16 protein-coding genes are annotated in these 15,453 nt (G+C 73.5%); 9 read left to right on the forward strand and 7 right to left on the reverse strand.

Translation table 11 applies throughout. The features are described 5' to 3' along the window. The 3 genes from VF468_24480 to VF468_24490 all read left to right on the forward strand — a co-directional run. A partial coding sequence (locus tag VF468_24480) for an aldehyde dehydrogenase (protein ID HEX5881446.1) occupies positions 1-1,261 on the forward strand: 1,261 nt, incomplete at its 5' end. 97 nt (positions 1,262-1,358) lie between these two features. After that, complete coding sequence (locus tag VF468_24485) at positions 1,359-1,916, forward strand: hypothetical protein (GenBank protein ID HEX5881447.1); 558 nt, start codon at positions 1,359-1,361, stop codon at positions 1,914-1,916. Positions 1,917-2,063: 147 nt separating this feature from the next. Then, positions 2,064-2,186, forward strand: a complete 123-nt coding sequence (locus VF468_24490; protein ID HEX5881448.1) for a hypothetical protein — start codon at positions 2,064-2,066, stop codon at positions 2,184-2,186. A gap of 16 nt (positions 2,187-2,202) precedes the next feature. On the opposite strand, the gene VF468_24495 is transcribed toward VF468_24490, so the two are convergent. Continuing rightward, entirely contained in the window at positions 2,203-3,870 is a 1,668-nt protein-coding gene (locus VF468_24495; protein HEX5881449.1) for an FAD-dependent oxidoreductase, read from the reverse strand. A gap of 99 nt (positions 3,871-3,969) precedes the next feature. Between VF468_24495 and VF468_24500 the strand changes: the two genes are divergently transcribed. Beyond that, the gene (locus tag VF468_24500; GenBank protein ID HEX5881450.1) at positions 3,970-4,203 is read left to right on the forward strand and encodes a hypothetical protein; all 234 of its coding nucleotides are present in this window, start codon (positions 3,970-3,972) and stop codon (positions 4,201-4,203) included. A gap of 13 nt (positions 4,204-4,216) precedes the next feature. On the opposite strand, the gene VF468_24505 is transcribed toward VF468_24500, so the two are convergent. Genes VF468_24505 through VF468_24520 form a run of 4 tightly spaced genes read right to left on the reverse strand, consistent with a single transcriptional unit; the run spans position 4,217 to position 8,111 of the window. Continuing rightward, a complete protein-coding gene (locus VF468_24505; GenBank protein HEX5881451.1) occupies positions 4,217-5,119 on the reverse strand; it encodes an NAD(P)-dependent oxidoreductase in 903 nt (300 codons plus the stop codon). A gap of 13 nt (positions 5,120-5,132) precedes the next feature. Further along, on the reverse strand, positions 5,133-5,837 hold the full coding sequence (locus tag VF468_24510) for an SDR family oxidoreductase (protein ID HEX5881452.1): 705 nt from the start codon (positions 5,835-5,837) through the stop codon (positions 5,133-5,135). 22 nt (positions 5,838-5,859) lie between these two features. Then, positions 5,860-6,747: a cupin domain-containing protein gene (locus VF468_24515; protein HEX5881453.1), complete on the reverse strand. Its 888-nt coding sequence runs from the start codon at positions 6,745-6,747 to the stop codon at positions 5,860-5,862. Then, complete coding sequence (locus VF468_24520; GenBank protein ID HEX5881454.1) at positions 6,744-8,111, reverse strand: amidohydrolase family protein; 1,368 nt, start codon at positions 8,109-8,111, stop codon at positions 6,744-6,746. Before VF468_24520 ends, VF468_24515 begins: the two co-directional genes overlap by 4 nt. 102 nt (positions 8,112-8,213) lie before the next feature. Between VF468_24520 and VF468_24525 the strand changes: the two genes are divergently transcribed. The 5 genes from VF468_24525 to VF468_24545 all read left to right on the forward strand — a co-directional run bounded on the left by VF468_24525 (position 8,214) and on the right by VF468_24545 (position 13,774). Beyond that, positions 8,214-8,846, forward strand: a complete 633-nt coding sequence (locus VF468_24525; protein HEX5881455.1) for a cupin domain-containing protein — start codon at positions 8,214-8,216, stop codon at positions 8,844-8,846. 79 nt (positions 8,847-8,925) lie between these two features. Next, positions 8,926-10,251, forward strand: a complete 1,326-nt coding sequence (locus VF468_24530; GenBank protein ID HEX5881456.1) for a Xaa-Pro peptidase family protein — start codon at positions 8,926-8,928, stop codon at positions 10,249-10,251. Next, positions 10,248-11,246: a thiamine pyrophosphate-dependent dehydrogenase E1 component subunit alpha gene (locus tag VF468_24535; GenBank protein HEX5881457.1), complete on the forward strand. Its 999-nt coding sequence runs from the start codon at positions 10,248-10,250 to the stop codon at positions 11,244-11,246. The genes VF468_24530 and VF468_24535 overlap by 4 nt, the downstream gene beginning before the upstream one ends. Further along, positions 11,234-12,217, forward strand: a complete 984-nt coding sequence (locus VF468_24540; protein ID HEX5881458.1) for an alpha-ketoacid dehydrogenase subunit beta — start codon at positions 11,234-11,236, stop codon at positions 12,215-12,217. Before VF468_24535 ends, VF468_24540 begins: the two co-directional genes overlap by 13 nt. 336 nt (positions 12,218-12,553) lie before the next feature. Then, entirely contained in the window at positions 12,554-13,774 is a 1,221-nt protein-coding gene (locus VF468_24545) for an IS110 family transposase (protein HEX5881459.1), read from the forward strand. 21 nt (positions 13,775-13,795) lie between these two features. Here the strand turns inward: VF468_24545 and VF468_24550 are convergent, their stop codons facing one another. Next, positions 13,796-14,989 carry an amidohydrolase gene (locus VF468_24550; GenBank protein HEX5881460.1) on the reverse strand — a complete coding sequence of 398 codons (1,194 nt, stop codon included), beginning with the start codon at positions 14,987-14,989 and terminating at the stop codon, positions 13,796-13,798. After that, a partial coding sequence (locus tag VF468_24555; protein HEX5881461.1) for a hypothetical protein occupies positions 14,986-15,453 on the reverse strand: 468 nt, incomplete at its 5' end. The genes VF468_24555 and VF468_24550, both read right to left, overlap by 4 nt.

Raw genomic sequence — 15,453 nt, forward strand, 5'->3', positions numbered from 1 at the left:
GGGCCCGTGGCCGCGGATGGCCCCGGCCGAGCGCGGCCGGGCCCTGCACCGGCTGGCCGACCTGATCGAGGCCGAGGCGGCCACCCTCGGCCGGCTCGACTCGACCGACATGGGCAAGCCGATCCGCCAGGCCCGCGACAACGACGCCCACCGGGCGGCCCTCAACTTCCGCTTCTTCGCCGACTTCGCCGCCCTGGCCACCGACGAGGCGCTGCCGTCGCCGACCGGCCACCACGTCTACACCCGGCACGAGCCGGTCGGGGTGGCCGCCGCCATCTCACCCTGGAACTTCCCGCTCATGCTGGCCAGCTGGAAGGTCGCCCCGGCCCTGGCCTTCGGCAACACGGTCGTGCTCAAGCCGGCCGAGCAGTCGCCGGCGTCCTGCCACCGCCTCGGCCTGCTGGCCGGCCAGGCCGGCCTGCCGCCGGGGACCCTCAACGTCGTCCAGGGGTTCGGCCCCGGCGAGGCCGGCCAGGCCCTCACCGAGGACCCGGGGGTCGACCTGATCACCTTCACCGGCGAGTCGGCCACCGGCCGGGCCATCCTGGCCGCCGGCGCCCCGACCCTCAAGCGGGTCAGCTTCGAGCTCGGCGGCAAGGGCGCCAACCTGGTCTTCGCCGACGCCGACCTGGCCAACGCCGTCGACTGGTCGCTGCGGGCCATCTTCCTCAACGCCGGCCAGGTGTGCCTGTCCGGGTCGCGGCTGTACGTGCAGCGTCCCGTCTACGATGAGTTCCTGGAGCGGTTCGTGGCCGGGGCCGAGGCCATGCGCCTGGGCGACCCGCTGGACGAGGCCACCGAGGTCGGGCCCCTCTCCTCCCACGAGCACTGGCGCAAGGTCAGCGGCTACCTCGACCTGGCCGCCACCGAGGGGGCCAAGGTCCGCACCGGTGGCCGCGGCGACGGCTGGTGGGTCCGGCCCACCGTGCTGGTCGACGTCCGCCAGGACATGCGCGTCTGCCGCGAGGAGATCTTCGGCCCGGTGGTGGTCGTGCAGCCCTTCGACAGCGACGAGGAGGCGGTGGCCCTGGCCAACGACTCGGCCTACGGCCTCAACGCCATGGTGTTCACCGAGAGCCTGCGCCGCGCCCACCGGGTCGCGGCCGCCGTCCGGGCCGGCACCATCTGGGTCAACTGCTTCTTCGTCCGCGACCTGCGGGCGCCCTTCGGCGGCTACAAGGACTCCGGCATCGGCCGCGAGGGCGGGAGCTGGAGCCGCGACTTCTTCACCGAGGCCAAGGCCGTGGTCATGCAGTTGTGACGGACGGCACCGCCGGAAGGTGCGGCACGTCACTGCCGGCCGCCGCCGTCCGGCGCAGCATGGTGACGACACCAGTAATCGGGAGAAGGCAGTTACCATGCGACCCGTCCGTATCCTGCTCATCGTCGTCGCCCTGGTCGCCGTCGCCGTCACCGGCTGGGCGCTCGCCGGCGGCGGCGGCTACCGCTACGGCACCTCCGAGGCCACCCCGGTCCCGACGCCCCAGGCGCCGCAGGCCGAGCCCGCCGCCCCGGTCGACCCGGCGCCCCAGGACCTGGCCGGCTCCGGCGGCACTCCGTCCGACACCACCGCCCCGGCCCCCAGGCCACGCATCGTCGGCTTCGGCAGCGAGCCCGTCCTGCCCCAGGAGGGCGGCTTCTGGCGGCTGCCCGGCGGCGCCGGCATCCTCACCCTCGTCACCGACGCCCCCAACGCCACCAAGGTCGAGTTCCTGCTCACCCCGACCGGGACCGGCGTGGGCGACCTGGGCGTGCGGATCGGCCAGGACACCAACGGCCGCGACGGCTGGTGGGTCAACTGGCGCTACCGGGACGAGCCCCTGCTCGCCCACCTGACGGTCCGGGCCACCGGCCCCGGCGGCACCGCCGAGGAGGCCGTCGGGATCTACCACCCCGATCCCGCCGAGCAGCCCTGAACCCGAACGGCAGCGGGGCCGTGGACAGGAGCCGCGGCCCCGCCGTCACGGGCGCCGGTCTTGATCGAGTTGGTTCAAGCGGAGCAACCTGTGCTATCACAAAACGATTGCCACGCGGCCGGTGGACCGTCGACGGAAGGCCGCCCCGTGATCGAGCCACTGGCCAACGACCCTGACGACGACGGCAACGCCATCGTCGGCGTCCGCTACGCCGTCCTGATCGAGCTCGTCATCGTCGCCCTCGTCGTGCTGCTGCGCTGGCTCCTCTGACCACCGGCGCGCCGGGTCAGGGTCGCCGGTCCAGGTACTGGTGGACCAGCTGGACAGCCACGGCGCCCTCGCCGACCGCCGAGGCGACCCGCTTGACGGAGCGGTGGCGGACGTCGCCGGCCGCGAACACCCCGGGGATGCTGGTCTCCAGCAGCAGCGGGGGCCGCTTCAGGGGCCAGCCGGCCGGGAGGCCGTCGGGGCCGAGCAGGTCGTGGCCGGTGAGGACGTAGCCGCGGTCGTCGCGCTCCACCCCCGACAGCCACTCGGTCCGGGGCTCGCCCCCGATCATCACGAACAGGGCGGCCGCCGGCACCTCCTCGGTCGACCCGTCGCCGCGGCAGCGCAGCACCAGCCCCTCCAGGCGGTGGCCGCCGACCCCGTCGACCACCCGGGTGCGCAGGCGGACGGCCACGTTCGGGGCCTGCTCGATCTCCTGGACCAGGTAGTCGGACATGCTGGCCCCCAGGTCGGGCCCGCGGACCAGCAGGGTCACCGAGGCGGCGTACCTGGCCAGGTGGAGCGCGGCCTGGGCGGCGGAGTTGCCGGCCCCGACCACGAACACGTCCTGGGCCTCCATGGCCCTGGCCTCGGCCCCGGCCGCGCCGTAGAACACCCCCGCCCCGACCAGCGCCTCCAGCCGCGGCACGCCGAGCCGCCGCCAGGCCACCCCGGAGGCCACCACCACCGCCTCGGCGGCGACCTCGCCGCCGTCCGACAGCCGGACCAGGCGCCGGGGGCCGTCGACCCGCAGCCCGGTCGCCCGCTGGGCCAGGACCAGGTTGGCCCCGAACAGCCACGCCTGCTCCAGCGCCCGGTTGGCCAGGTCGCCACCGCCGATCCCACGCGGGAAGCCCAGGTAGTTGCGGATCATGGAGGAGGTGCCGGCCTGCCCGCCGGCCGCCCGCGGCTCCACCACCAGGGTGTCCAGGCCCTCGGAGGCGGCGTAGACGGCGGCGGCCAGCCCGGCCGGGCCGGCCCCCACGATCACCAGGTCGTAGGCCCCGGCGGCCGGCCTGGTCCCGAACCCGAGGGCGGCGACCAGCTCGGCGTCGCTGGGGTCGACGAACACCTGGCCGCTGTGGAACACCACCACCGGCAGCCGGGCGCCGTCCTCGCCCGCCTCCTCCAGCAGCCGGCGGCCCTCGGCCGAGCCGGCCGAGTACCAGCCGTGGGGGATGCCCATGCGGGTCAGCATGTCGCGCAGCTCGTGCGAGCGGGTCCCCAAGCGCGGCCCCACGATCCGGATCCCCTCGAACGACCGCCCCCGCGACGGCACCCAGTCGGCCAGGACCTGGCTGATCGGCAGGTCCAGGAACCGCCCCACCGGCAGCCAGGGCTCGAACAGGTAGGTGTCGATCTGCCCAAGGGTCATGGCCCGCACGGCCGGGTTCTCCGGCGTCCAGTCGCGCCGCCCGACCAGCAGGACCCGCTTGGCCGACGGGTGCAGCTCGTGGGCCTTGAGCAGGAACAGCACCCCCGGCAGCTCGGCCATCTTCTGGCCCGCCACCACCACGGCGACCTCCTCGCCCCGCCCGGCCAGCCCGGCCAGCGCCTCAAGGGCCGCCCCGGGCGAGGTATCGGAGAGGATCCGGTGGTCCCGCCCGAACCGCCGCTCCAGGTCGCCGGCCAGCGCCTCCAGCACCTTGGGGCGGTCGTCGACCAGGAACAGGATCGGGTCGCTCATGCCCGTGATGGTCCCACGGACGCGCCGGCCGCGTTTCCGGCCGGGTTCGCGGGGCAACTGAGCAGCGTCGGAGCGGTTCCAACCCGGGAGGTGGCGATCGTGAGCAGCGGGCCGGACGACAGCGTGGAGCGCGGGGAGACCCGGACCGAGGACGGGGGGCTGCCCGACCACGAGCGGGACGAGACCCGCGGGCCGGCGGGCTCGAGCTTCGAGGAGGACGCGGCCGAGGTCGCGAACATGAGCGACGCCGGCCTGACCGAGGACGCCCTCCCGGCCCACGAGGACGACCGCCGCCGGGTCGAGGACACCGCGTCCGGCGAGCAGAACCCCTGAGCCACCCGGCCGGTCAGGGGCGCTCCGGCTCGGAGGCCTCGGAGCGGAGGTAGGTGGCGAGCTCGCTCAGGTCGTGGTCGCCGAGGCCGGCGGCGACGGCGGCGCGGACGACCTCGCGGTTGGTGGCCGCCTGCTCCATGGGGGCGCCGGCCTGGTCGGCCAGGGCGAGGATGAGGTCGAGGTCCTTGGCCGCCAGCTCCAGGCTGAAGGCGACCGGGGGCCGGCCCGGGTGCTCGAACGCCTCGCGCTTGTAGTGGACGAACGGGGCCGCGATGGCGCTGGACGCGAACACCTCGTAGGCGGTCGCCCGCTCGACCCCGGCCTGCTCGGCCAGGACCAGGCTCTCGGACAGGGTCAGGTTGAGGCCGTGCAGGATCGCGTTCACGGCCAGCTTCATCACCGCCCCCGAGCCGAGCTCGCCGACGTGGAAGACCTGCTTGGCCAGGGCGTCCAGGACCGGGCGGGCCCGCTCCAGGACGGCCGCGTCGCCGCCGGCCATGATGGTGAGCGTGCCCGCCTCGACGGCCGGGACGCTGCCGGACACGGGGGTGTCGAGCAGGAACGCCCCCCGGTCCTCGACCAGCGGCCGCAGCCGGTGCACGGTGCCGGGGTCGATGGTGCTGGACTCGCAGATCACCGTGCCGGGCTGGAGCCCGGCCACGATCCCGTCGGTGCCGGTGTAGGCGGCCCCGACGGCGGCGTCGTCGGCCAGGGAGCTGACCACCACCTGGGCGCCGGCGGCGGCCTCGCGGGCGGTGGCGGCGACGGTGGCCCCGGCGGCCTCGGCGGCCGCCTCCGCCTTGGCCCGGGTCCGGTTGTGGACCAGCACCTCCAGCCCGGCCCGGCGCAGCGTGCCCACCATGGCCGCGCCCATGCGCCCGGCCCCGACGACCGCGACCCTCGGCTCGCCGTCCAACCACCTCACCCCTCTACAGCAGGAGCCAGCCGCCGTCGACGTGCAGGTTCTCGCCGTTCACCGACCGGTTCTCGAGCAGGAACACGACCGCGCCGACGATATCCTCCATCGTCACCAGCCGCCGCGTCGGGGTCCGGTTCCGGACCGGCTCCAGGGCCGGCTCGCCCTTGGCGCTCCAGTAGGGGCTGTCGCCGACGATGCCGGGGTGGATGGCGTTGCAGCGGATCGGGGCCAGCTCCACGGCCAGGGAGTGGACCAGCCCGATGACGCCGCCGTTCACCGTCGACACCATGGTCGAGCCCGGGTAGGGCCGGTCCTTGGCCCGCCCCCCGAACAGCACCACCGAGCCGCCCGGGTCCATCCGGGGCGCCAGCTGGTGGACCGTCTCGGCGTAGCCGACCAGCTTCAGGGTGGCCAGCCGGGTCGCGCCCTCCAGGTCGAAGTCGCGGACCGTGTTCTCGTCGCGCTCGATCGCGGCCAGGACCAGGTGCCCGACCCCCTCGACCCCGGCCAGCCGGTCGGCCAGCTGGCCCGGCTCGGCCAGGTCGAGGGCGACGCCCCTGGCCCTGCCGCCGACGTCGGCGGCGGCGGCCTCGGCCCGTCCCTGGTCGCGGCCGGACAGCACGACCTCGCGTCCCTGCTTCGCGTAGTGGCGGGCCACCTCCAGCCCCAGGCCCGAGGTGCCCCCGATCACGACGACCGATCCTGGCTCCGGCATGGCGTGGTCCTTTCAGGCGTCGTCAGGCGAGCGCGTCGCGCAGGTAGTCCCAGTCGCGGGTGAAGCGGTAGGAGTGGCGGGCCGGCGGCTGCGGGGCCTGGGTCTCCAGCCAGCGCACCGGCCGGTCGGCCGGGTTGGAGAACCCGTGGACGCAGCCGACCCCGGCCCAGGCGGCGTCGCCGGGGCCCAGGCGGACGGTGTCGCCGTCGAAGCTGGCGTCGACCTCGCCCTCCAGGACCAGGTAGGTCTCCTCCAGCGGGTGGTCGTGGGTGCCGGCCCGCCCGCCCGGCTCGTACTGGACCATGAACATGGTCTGGAGCTGGGCCCCGAGGTCGCTGTCGACCATCATCTTGACGGTGATGCCGCTGTAGACGAGCAGGGCGGTGCGCATGCTGGCCGAGACGGCGAGCTGGTCCTGAGTCTGGCGGGCCGGGTCCATGTTGGCCGGGTCGATGTGCCCGAACGAGCGCGTCCGCGGGTCGCGGACGTCGACCGGGACCGGGTCGCCGGCGGCCAGCGGCGGCACGAAGAAGGTGTCGCCGCCGAACCGGGCCCGGGGCTGGGGGGCGAGCATGTCGGCCCAGCGGGCCGTCCCCGGCCCCGGGTTGCGGGCGGCGTGGGCCACCCCGACGGGGACGTACCCGTAGTCGCCCGGGCCGAGCCGCACCGACCCCTCGGCGGTGTCGAGGACGAGGGTGCCCTCGAGCACGAACACGCTCACCTCGAAGGAGTGGACGTGGGCGTCGACGCGGCCGCCCGCCTCCAGGGCGCAGATCCCGAAGCCGGTGTGGACGGCGGCGGCCTCGCCGACCACCGCCCAGCGGCGGAACCCGGCGCTGTGGGCGGCGAACGGCCCTGGCACCACCGGGTCGGCCTCGCCGGCCCGGGCGACCAGGTACCTGGCGGTCATGCCTGCTGCTTGGCGGCCCGTGTGCGCTCCATCTCCTGCACCAGGTAGTCGCGCGAGGCCTCGACCTGCCGGCGGGCCGTGTCGACGTCGGCCAGCAGCTTGCCGTCGCGCTTGCGGACCCGGCCGCCGATGAGCACGGTCTCGACGTTGGACACGTCGGCGCAGTTGGTGACGGCGGCCACCGGGTCGATCACCGGGGCGACGTTGAGGGCGGTCGCGTCCAGCACGACCACGTCGGCCTGCTTGCCCGGGGTGAGCGAGCCGGTCCGGTCCTCGACCCCGGCCACATGGGCGCCGTTGACGGTGGCCAGCTCCAGCATCTGGCGGGCCGTGAGCATGTCATCGGACACGTCGCCCTCGGCCCCCGCCTCCCAGCCGGCCGCGTTGACCCGGGCCCGGTCGCAGGCGAAGGCGGCTCGGATCTGGGTGAACATGTCGCCGGGGGCGGTGGTGACGACGTCGATCGAGAGGCTGGGCCGCAGCCCGTACTCCATCGACTTGAGCACCGGCGGCCAGCCGTGCCCCATCTGCGCCTCGATCTGGGGGGCGATCGACACGGTGCCGCCGCTGTCGGCCACCAGCCGCCACTCCTCGTCGCTCAGGTAGCAGCAGTGGATGTAGGTCGTGTCCGGGCCGAGCATGCCCAGGTCGCTGAGCTGCTTGACCATGCCGAAGCGACCGGCCGAGTGCATGGCCACGTGGATGGTGATGGGGATGCCGACCTCGCGGGCCAGGGCCCACTCCGCCTTGACCACCTCGTCCATGCAGTAGGTCGGGCCCCGGGTCGCCAGGGCCATGGTCAGCAGGCCGTCGTCGGAGGAGAAGTAGGTGTCGCGGACCCGGCGCACGTCGTCGGCGGGGATGGCGATCTTGCTGTTGTTCCAGTAGTCGTTCAGGGAGGTGTTGGCGCTGCCGTAGGCGTACTGGGCCCGGATGCCGGCCTCCTGGAGCCCGCGGATGCCGGCGTCGGGGTGCTCGGGGGAGTTGTTGATGTGGGACCAGTCGACCAGGGTCGTGATGCCGGCGTTGATGCATTCGAGGGCCCCGGCCAGGTTGCTGGCGTAGACGTCCTCGGGCCGGTAGTGGGGGGCGAAGGAGTCGAGCACCTCCACGAAGTAGGTGCCGAGGGTGGCGTTGGGGGCGCAGCCACGGATGGCCGCCTCCCAGGTGTGGCGGTGGGTGTCGATGAAACCGGGGATGACGATCTTGCCGCTGGCGTCGACCACCTCGGCGTCGGCGTCGATCTGGGGGGCGACCTGGGCGATCTTGTCCCCCTCGATGAGGACGTCGCCCTGCGGCAGGTCGCCGAGGTCGGGGTCGACGGTCAGGACGGTGCCGCCACGCAGCAGGAGCCGGTCGGCCATTGGTTCTCCTCCTCGACGAAGGGCAACCCGTGTCGGGGCGGAGCTTACCGCGTGTCCAGTAACGCTGAACAGTGGCCTGGGGGCGCTCTGTACACTGCCTCCATGACCGCCATCGGGGACGAGCCGGCCAGGCAGCCAGAGGAGCTGGCCGGCGCGCCCGCCCTCGACCTGGGCCGCCGGCTCCGGGCCGAACGCCTGGGCCAGGGGCTGGGCTTGCGCGAGATGGCCAGGCGCCTGGGGATCAGCGCCAGCGCCCTGTCCCAGATCGAGACCGGCAAGGCCCATCCGTCGGTGAGCAAGCTGTTCGACATCGTGAACCTGCTCAACATCTCCGTGGACAGCCTCCTGTCCGACGCTCCTCACGTGGTCGTCCCCCAACGTCAGGAGGGCTTCTTCTCCTTGCAGCGGGCGGACGAGCACGAGACGCTGGAGCTGGAGTCGGGGGTCCAGTGGAGCCGCCTCACCGCCGGGTCGTACCCGGGGGTGGAGTACCTCCATGTGACGTACCAGCCCGGCGCCTGCTCGTCGCGGGAGGGCGCCTTCATGCGCCATGCCGGCCAGGAGTTCGGCTACCTGACCGCCGGCCGGCTCCGGGTCGACGTCGGCTTCGACCGCTACGAGCTGGGCCCGGGCGACTCCATCAGCTTCCCCGCGACCACCCCGCACCGGCTCCGCAACGACGGCGACACCCCGGCCCACGCCATCTGGTGCATCCTCGGCCGCCACGCCACCTGAGCAAGCCCCGTTCAGTCCCACTTGACGACTGGTCGTCGATGGCGTACTCCCGAGGTCCACCGGGTCGGAGGAGAACGCCATGGGCATCCGAACGTACGGGCCGAACGCCGTCGACTGGGAGGAGCGGGTCGACTTCGACCGGCTCCGCACCGAGCGGCTGGCGCGGCTGAAGGAGGCGCTGGACCGCTCGGAGCTGGGCGCCCTGCTCAGCTTCGACTTCCACAACATCCGCTACATGACCTCGACCCATATCGGCACCTGGGCGATGGACAAGCTGATCCGCTTCGCCCTGCTGCCCCGGGGCGGCGAGCCGGTGGTGTGGGACTTCGGCTCCGCGGCCCGCCACCACCAGCTCTACAACCCCTGGCTGGACGGGCGGCCGAGCGACCCCGAGCAGGGCCGGGCCCGGGCCGGCATCTCCACCCTGCGCGGCGCCTTCAACCCCGACGCCGGCATCGCCGACGGGGTCGCGGCCAAGATCCGGCGCGAGCTGGAGGCCCACGGCCTGGCCGGCGAGCCGGTCGGGGTGGACGTGGCCGAGCTGCCCGTGCTGGCCGCCATGGAGGCGGCCGGCCTCCGGGTGGTGGACGGCCAGCAGGTGTTCCTCGACGCCCGCCGGATCAAGACCCCGGACGAGATCACCCTGCTGACCACCGCCGCCACCCTGGTCGACGCCGCCTACGACGAGCTGTACCGGTTCCTGCGCCCCGGGGTCCGCGAGAACGAGTGCGTCGGCCTGGTCGCCAAGGTCCTCTACGACCTCGGCTCCGAGCACGTCGAGGGGGTCAACGCCATCTCCGGGGAGCGCTGCTCGCCCCACCCCCACGTCTACTCCGACCGCATCCTGCGCCCCGGCGACCCGGCCTTCTTCGACATCCTGCACAGCTACAACGGCTACCGGACCTGCTACTACCGCTGCTTCGCGGTCGGCAGCGCCTCGGCGGCCATGCGCGACGCCTACGTCCGCTGCCGCGACTACATGGACGAGGCGATCGCCCTGGTGAAGCCGGGCGCGACCACGGCCGACATCGTCTCGGTGTGGCCCGAGGCCACCGAGTTCGGCTTCCCCAACGAGGAGGCCGCCTTCGCCCTCCAGTACGGGCACGGGGTCGGGCTGTCCATCTGGGAGAAGCCGATCTTCAGCCGGCTCGTCTCTCTCGACCACCCCGAGGTGCTGGAGGAAGGCATGCTGTTCGCCCTGGAGACCTACTGGCCGGCGGCCGACGGCTGGTCGGCGGCCCGGATCGAGGAGGAGGTGGTGGTCACCGCCGACGGCTGCGAGGTGATCACCAAGTTCCCGGCCGAGGAGCTGCTGGTCGCCGGCCAGCGCTACTGGGCCGTGGACGGGCCGCTGCCGGCCACCCGGGAGGCCGAGTCCCACCGCAACCGGCGGGTGACCCCATGACCGTCGTCGCCGAGGAGCCGAAGGTCGAGGAGCTGCTCGAGCTGTACGAGCGGATGGCGCTGATCCGGGCCACCGAGAAGGCCGCCTTCGACCTGTTCATGGCCGGGCTGGTCAAGGGCACGACCCACCTGGCCAACGGCCAGGAGGCGGTGGCCGTGGGGGCCAGCGCCGCCCTGGAGCCGGACGACTACGTGTTCGCCACCTACCGCGGCCACCACCACGCCATCGCCCGCGGGGCCAGCCCCGAGGCCTGCCTGGCCGAGCTGATGAGCCGGGCCACCGGCCTCTGCGGCGCCAAGGGCGGCTCGATGCACCTGACCGTGGCCGACCACAACATGCTCGGGTCGTACGCCATCGTCGGGGCCCACCTGCCGATCGCCTGCGGGGCCGCCTGGTCGGCCAAGCTGCGCGGCACCAGCCAGGTCGCGGTGGCCTTCTTCGGCGACGGCGCGACCAACATCGGCGCCTTCCACGAGGCCCTCAACCTGGCCGCGGTGTGGAAGCTGCCGGTGCTGTTCGTCTGCGAGAACAACCTCTACATGGAGTACACCTCGATCAAGACGGTGACCGCGGTCGCCCAGCCGGCCGCCGGCCGGGCTCCCGCCTACCAGCTCCCGGCCGAGGTGATCGACGGCAACGACGTCGTGGCCGTGCAGCGGGCGGTGGCGGCGGCGGCCGCCCGGGCCCGGGCCGGGGACGGCCCGACGGTGATCGAGGCCCTCACCTACCGCCACCACGGGCACTCGCGCACCGACCCGGGCAAGTACCGTCCCCAGGAGGAGGTCGACGCCTGGCTCAAGCGCGACCCGCTGCTGGTGCTGGCCGAGCGGCTGCGCGACCGCGGGGTCGACCAGCCGGCCATCGACGCCGCCGACACCCGGGCCCGCGAGCAGGTCGCGGCCGCCGTGGAGGCGGCCAAGGCGGCCCCGCCGCCCGACGAGGCGACCGCGTTCACCGACGTGTGGGCGGACGGAGGTGCCCAATGGCGGACCTGATCACCTACCGGGAGGCGGTCGCGGCCGGGATCGCCCAGGAGATGCGGCGCGACGAGACCGTGGTCTGCCTGGGCGAGGACATCGGCGCCGCCGAGGGCGTGTTCAAGACGGCCGCGGGGTTGTTCACCGAGTTCGGCCCCGAGCGGGTCTGGGACACCCCGATCAGCGAGCAGGCGATCGTCGGCGCGGCCATGGGCGCGGCCATGACCGGGCTGCGGCCGGTGGCCGAGATCATGTTCTCCGACTTCCTGGCCTGCTGCTGGGACTACGTCGCCAACGAGATCCCCAAGATGCGCTACATGACCGGCGGCCAGGTCACCGTCCCCCTGGTCGTCCGCACCGCCAACGGCGGCGGCCTCGGCTTCGGCGCCCAGCACTCCCAGGCGGTCGAGAACTGGCCCTTCGCCGTCCCCGGCCTCAAGATCGCCGCCCCCTCGACCCCGGCCGACATGGTCGGCCTGATGGCCGCCGCCATCCGCTCGGACGACCCGGTGCTGGTGTTCGAGCACAAGTCGCTGTTCGCCTCCAAGGGCGACCCGCCGCCCTCCGGCGACCACGTCGTGCCCCTGGGCGCCGCCGAGGTCCGCCGTCCCGGCGGCGACGTCACCCTGGTCGCCCTGGCCTCGACCGTGCCCACGGCCATGGCCGCGGCCGAGCAGCTGGCCGCCGACGGGGTCGACGCCGAGGTGATCGACCTGCGCTGCCTGATCCCCCTGGACGCCCGCACGGTGCTCGGCTCGGTCGCCCGCACCAGCCGCCTGGTCATCGTCGAGGAGAACCCCTACCAGGGCGGTTGGGGCGGCACCGTCGCCTCGATCGTGGCCGAGGAGGCCTTCTACGACCTCGACGCCCCCATCCGCCGGGTCGCCAGCGCCTGCGTTCCCCTGCCCTTCGCCGCCAACCTGGAGCAGGCCGTCGTCCCCACCGCCGACCGGGTCGCGACCACCGTCCGGGAGGTCATGGACGCCTAGTCGCTCACGGCCGGCTCGGCGAGCTCGGGGTTCTGGCCGCCGAAGCGGGTCGCCGGGTCGGTGTCCGGCGTCCGGCCGGTGGCGGCCACCGTGCCGCTCCCGCGGGGGCTAATGGGTGGGTAGTGAGGTCGGGATAGGTTCTTGCTGCGAGCCATCAGCTGGTGAGCACTGTGTTGGGCTGGACCGAGGGTTGAGTCCTGGTTCTAGATCGTGCCCCGGCTGGTGGGTGGGTAGGTCTTGATGGCTGGTGGGATGAGGCGCCGAAGGCTGAGCGCTGCTCCATTAGCGCGCCGCGGGCCTGCTCCAGCTAGGGATGGCGTCGAGGAGGAGGTTGGGGTGATCTTTGTTGGGGTCGACTGGGCCGAGCGACACCATGACGTGTGCTTGCTCGCCGACGATGGTCAGCTGCTGGCCACGGCTCGGGTGCCTGATGGGATCGAGGGCGTGGCCCGGCTGCATCAGCTGATCGCTGACCATGCTGAGGAGCCGGCCGCTGTCGTCGTCGGGATCGAGACCGACCGGGGGCTGCTGGTCGGCGCGCTGACCGCTGCTGGCTACCAGGTCTATGGGATCAACCCGCTGGCGGCCAGCCGCTATCGGGAGCGCCATACCAGCTCGCGGGCCAAGTCTGACCGTGGGGATGCGCGGGTGTTGGCCGATCTGGTCCGTACCGACCGCCACCATCACCGGCCGGTGGCCGGGGACAGCGCCCAGGCCGAGGCGGTCAAGGTGCTGGCCCGTGCCCACCAGTCGCTGATCTGGGCCCGTCAGCGCCAGGTCAACGCGCTGCGCAACATGCTGCGGGAGTTCTACCCGGCCGCGCTGGTTGCCTTTGGCGCTGACTTGGCCAACCCCGAGGCGCTGGCGGTGCTGAGGGCCGCACCCACACCCGCCGGCGGACAGGCCCTGACCGTCGCCGAGCTCACCGAACGGCTGCGCCGAGCTGGCCGTCAGCGCAACCTGGGCCGGCGGGCCGGGCAGCTGCACCAGGCGCTGGCCAGCCCGCAACTGGCGGCCCCGCCGGTCGTGGCGGCCGCCTACGGCCAGGCCGTGACCGCCACCGTCAAGGTCATCGGTGAGCTCACCACTCAGATCAGTGCGCTGCAAACCGACCTCGCCAGCGCTTTTGAGATCCACCCGGACGCCGAGATCCTGCGTAGTCTGCCCGGACTCGGCGTGGTCCTCGGCGCCCGGGTGCTGGCGGAGTTCGGGGATGACCCGACCCGCTACCCCCACCCTACCGCCCGCAAGTCCTATGCCGGCACCGCCCCGATCACCCGTGCCTCTGGCACCCGAACCGTCGTCCTCGCCCGCCTGGCCCGCAACAAACGCCTGGCCGACGCCTGCTACCTCTGGGCCTTCAGCGCCCTGACCCGTTCCCCAGGCGCTCGGGCCTACTACGACCAACTGCGCAGCCGCGGCGCCACCCACCACCAAGCCCTCCGAGCACTGGCCAACCGTCTGGTCGGCATCCTGCACGGCTGCCTGCGCCACCACAGCCGCTACAGCGAGCGGCACGCCTGGCCCCAACCAACCCCACACCAACAAGCGGCTTGACACCCACCAGCCGTGGGATGTCTAGAACGGCGGGTCGTCGGGGTCCGCGCCGTAGACCTGGCGGCCTTCGATCCAGGCGGACTCGACCCGGGAGCGGGCGTCGAGGGGGTCGCCGGACCAGACGCACAGGGTGGCGTCCTTGCCCGGCTCCAGCGAGCCGAGGCGGTCCTCGAGGCCGAGGACGCGGGCCGGGGTGAGGGTGACGGCGCGGAGGGCGTCGGCCGGGTCGAGGCCCTCACGGACGGCCAGGGCGGCCTGGACGTGGAGGAGGTGGACGGGCACGACCGGGTGGTCGGTGATGATGCCGAGCTCGACCCCGGCGGCGGCCAGGCGGCCCGGGTTGGCCAGGGAGCGGTTGCGCAGCTCGACCTTGGAGCGGGAGGTCAGCAGGGGGCCGATCAGGACGGGCACCTGGCGCTCGGCCAGGCGGTCGGCGAGCAGGACGGCCTCGGTGCCGTGGTCGATGACCAGCCGGTAGCCGAACTCGTCGGCCAGGCGCAGGGCGGTGGCGATGTCGTCGGCCCGGTGGCAGTGCTGCCGCCAGGGGATCTCGCCCTCAAGGACCAGGCCGAGCGCCTCCCAGCGCAGGTCGCGCTCGAACGGCTCGTCGCCGTCGCGGTCCCGCTTGGCCAGGTAGTTGGCCGCCTTGACGAGGGCGTCGCGGATCACCGCGGCCGTGCCCAGGCGGGTCGAGGGCAGCTGCGTGCGGTCGCCGTACACCCGCTTGGGGTTCTCCCCGAGGGCCGACTTCATGCCGCTGGGGGCGCGCAGGACCATCTCGTCGACCGCCCGCCCGGCGCTGCGGACCGCGGCCGACTGGCCGCCGATGGCGTTGCCCGACCCGGGGTTGACGTTGACGGTCAGGACCCCGCCGGCCAGCGCGTCGGCGAAGCCGAGGTCGGCCGGGTTGATGGCGTCAAGGGCCCGCACGTGCGGGGTCACGGGGTCGGTGAGCTCGTTGGTGTCCTGGCCGGCCCACCCCTCGGCCTCCTCGTGGACGCCCAGGTGCACGTGGGCGTCGACCAGCCCGGGGAGGACGACCTTGCCGCGGGCGTCCACCCGCGCGGCGTCGGTGGGCACGCGCACGTCGCGGCCGACGGCCTCGATGCGCCCGTCGCGGACGAGGACGACCCCGTCCTCGGCGGGCGGCCCGGCCACGGGGACGACCCGTCCGCCCACGATGGCGATCGTGGCCGCCGGGGGTGGCTGGGTCATCCGGACAGGGCCCGGACGGTCCATTGCTCGCAGACGGTCTCGATGTACAGGTGGCCGAAGCCGCCCCGGCGGACGGGCGTGGTGCCGTTGTAGCGGACGGCTCTCTTCTCGATCTGGATCTCCTGCTGGAAGTCGCCGTCGCCGGTGATCTTGAAGTTCCCGCCGCCGTAGTCGCCGAAGTTGCTGCAGTCGAAGGCCCACTCGATGCGCCAGACCGGGGGCGCCTCGAAGCCCTCGCTCCGGAGCGTGCTCGCCTCGCTGGCGAGCTCCTCCCAGAGGATGTCGTAGGGCTTGCTGGTGGGCCCGACCGTCGTCTCGGGCTGGGTGGTGGTCGGGGGGGCCACGGTGGTGACGGGCGTGGCGGTGCTGGTGATGGCGGACGTGCCCGCCTCGGTGAACCCCCGCCAGCCGAGCACGGCCACGACCACGGCCAGCCCGATGATGCCGGCCAGAAGGTACGACCA

The organism is Actinomycetota bacterium (assembly GCA_036280995.1).
Lineage (GTDB): Bacteria > Actinomycetota > CALGFH01 > CALGFH01 > CALGFH01 > CALGFH01.